The sequence below is a fragment of the Streptomyces sp. URMC 123 genome (assembly GCF_051386515.1).
In the GTDB taxonomy this organism is placed as follows: Bacteria; Actinomycetota; Actinomycetes; order Streptomycetales; family Streptomycetaceae; genus Streptomyces.
The window spans coordinates 1-1523 of record NZ_JBPQTV010000593.1 but is presented as its reverse complement, the minus strand read 5'-3'; the positions used below and the strand labels follow the sequence as shown (position 1 = coordinate 1523).

1 protein-coding gene is annotated in these 1523 nt (G+C 76.6%); it reads right to left on the bottom strand.

What is annotated here, in order from left to right; genetic code table 11:
• Nucleotides 1-108: 108 nt before the first annotated feature.
• Entirely contained in the window at nt 109-1068 is a 960-nt protein-coding gene (locus ACSNOD_RS31040; protein WP_436770413.1) for a DUF3027 domain-containing protein, read from the bottom strand.
• Nucleotides 1069-1523 lie beyond the last annotated feature (455 nt).

The following is a 1523-nucleotide window of genomic DNA, read 5'->3' as shown; positions in this document are numbered from 1 at the left end:
CGGACGAGCCGCTGGGCCTGCCGGCCCTGCTGATCGCCTCCTTCCCGCTGGAGCCGACCCGCCGGCACACCGGGCCGACCCGGCCGAAGGCCCCCGGGCCGGGCCAACTCAGGAGTGGCCGAGCTCCTCCTCCGGCCCCGTCTCCTCCACCGAGCCCCCCGCCCGCTCCGGCCTCAGCACCAACCGGTCGACCTTCAGCTCGTCGATCACCGGCGGCGCCGGCCGCGGCGGCTTCGGCATGACCGCCGCCTCGGAGTGCCCCCCGCACCCGTACGCGAGGGAGACGACGCGCCCGTCCGCGGGCGAGAACTCGTTCGCGCAGATGCCGAACGCCTGCCGCAGCGACCCCGCCAGCGGCACCAGGAACCCGCAGCTGACGCAGGACGCGGGCGCGGCCTGCGCCATCGGCGTCTTCGCGCCGAACGCCTCGTCCCAGCGGTCGGCCGCGGTGTGCAGCCCGTACCGGGAGAGCACCCGCTTGCGCCGCACGCCGATCTCCTCGGCGACGTCCGTGATGCCACCGCGCACCGGCACGCTCGGCTGCGCGCCCGCCTGCGCGCCCGGCCGCCCGGCGGGCGGCCCGGCGGTGACGTCGACGTCGACGTCCTCACCCGTGGCGCGCTCGACGAGCTCGACGGTCTCCTCGGAGAGGACGGAGTTCGGCGGCGGCGCGTCCTCGCCGGACCAGCCGGGCTCCAGCCGCAGGTCCTCCGCGTCGGTGGGCAGGAGGTCGCCGGGGCCGAGGTCACCGGGGCGGAGCCGCTCGCTCCAGGGCACCCATTCGGGGGCGAGGACCGCGTCGGGCCCGGGCAGCAGCACGCTCTCGTCGACGGTGACGTTCTTGGCGCGGGAGGCGCGGGCGACGGTCACGGCCCAGCGCCAGCCGCGGTAGCCCGGCTCGTTCGCCTCGAAGAAGTGAGTGACCACGCGGTCGCCGTCCGCGACGACGCCGACGTGCTCGCCGACCCGCCCCGGCCCGGCGGCTTCCTCGGCCGCGGTCAGGGCGAGTTCGACCGCCTCGGCGCACAGGCGGTCAGGGGTACGGCTTCGCATCGTCGCAGCACTCACAAAAATCGATTCTCTCCTACGCCGTCTCACGAGTGCGCCAGCCGGAACGGCCGGGAGGCCGGGAGGGCGGCGGGCGGAGCGGACCTGGGGACCGCGTCGACGTCCACGCCCGATCGGCTTCGGGCGCACCTGTTCCACCCTATTCTGCGGGATCGCGGACAGGCGTACGGCCGGGCACGATTGCCGGTGGTGCGTTACGCACGCTACCCCCATCCGGGGCGGCCGGCCCAGCCTCCCCCTGCCGCGGATCGGGCACGTCGGCCCGGGCGGGCGGCGCCGGAGGGCGGCCGACCCCCGGAAACACGGGGCGGCACGGCCGCGCGCGCCGCTCCCGCGCACGCCCTCCGTGCGCGGGTTTCACCCTCCCGCGCGGTACGAAAGGTTCCGCCGCCACCCCCACCACCCTCGTACGGGCCCCGAGCCACCCCGTACGGCACCCGTACGAACGCCGCGCC